Source organism: Alcanivorax sp. HI0044, from assembly GCF_001634945.1.
This window is the reverse complement of sequence record NZ_LWEZ01000969.1, coordinates 1-349: the sequence shown is the minus strand read 5'-3', so window position 1 is coordinate 349 and position 349 is coordinate 1. Positions and strand designations below refer to the sequence as shown.

Below are 349 nucleotides of genomic sequence, written 5' to 3'. Positions count from 1 at the left end.
GCGTTGGCTCGATTGTGCTACAATGGTCGTTTTCCCAGCGTAGTGACCCTCCATGATCATAGTGAAAGGCTCCTTTCCCGTGAAAGAAGACGAACAGCCCCATGCGTTGGCGCTGGTGCAGGCGCTTGCCAGTGCGTCGCGGGGAGAGCGGGGGTGTCTGGCCTATGAGGTATACCTGCAGGCGGATGCGCCCAGGGTGATTATGGTGTGGCAGCAGTGGTCGAACCTGGATGCGCTGGAAATCCATTTTGGCTCCGAGCATGTGGACGCCTTTCTCGATGCCATTCCCGACATGATTGATGGCGATGTCACCTCGGCTCGCTTTGATGTGTCCAGCATGGATGGCGAC

At 57.9% G+C, this 349-nt stretch carries 1 protein-coding gene; it reads left to right on the top strand.

All coding sequences use genetic code 11. The features are described from left to right. Positions 1-52: 52 nt before the first annotated feature. Positions 53-349, top strand: a 297-nt coding sequence (locus tag A3730_RS11375; RefSeq protein WP_063538093.1) for a putative quinol monooxygenase, incomplete at its 3' end; no start/stop codon positions are given.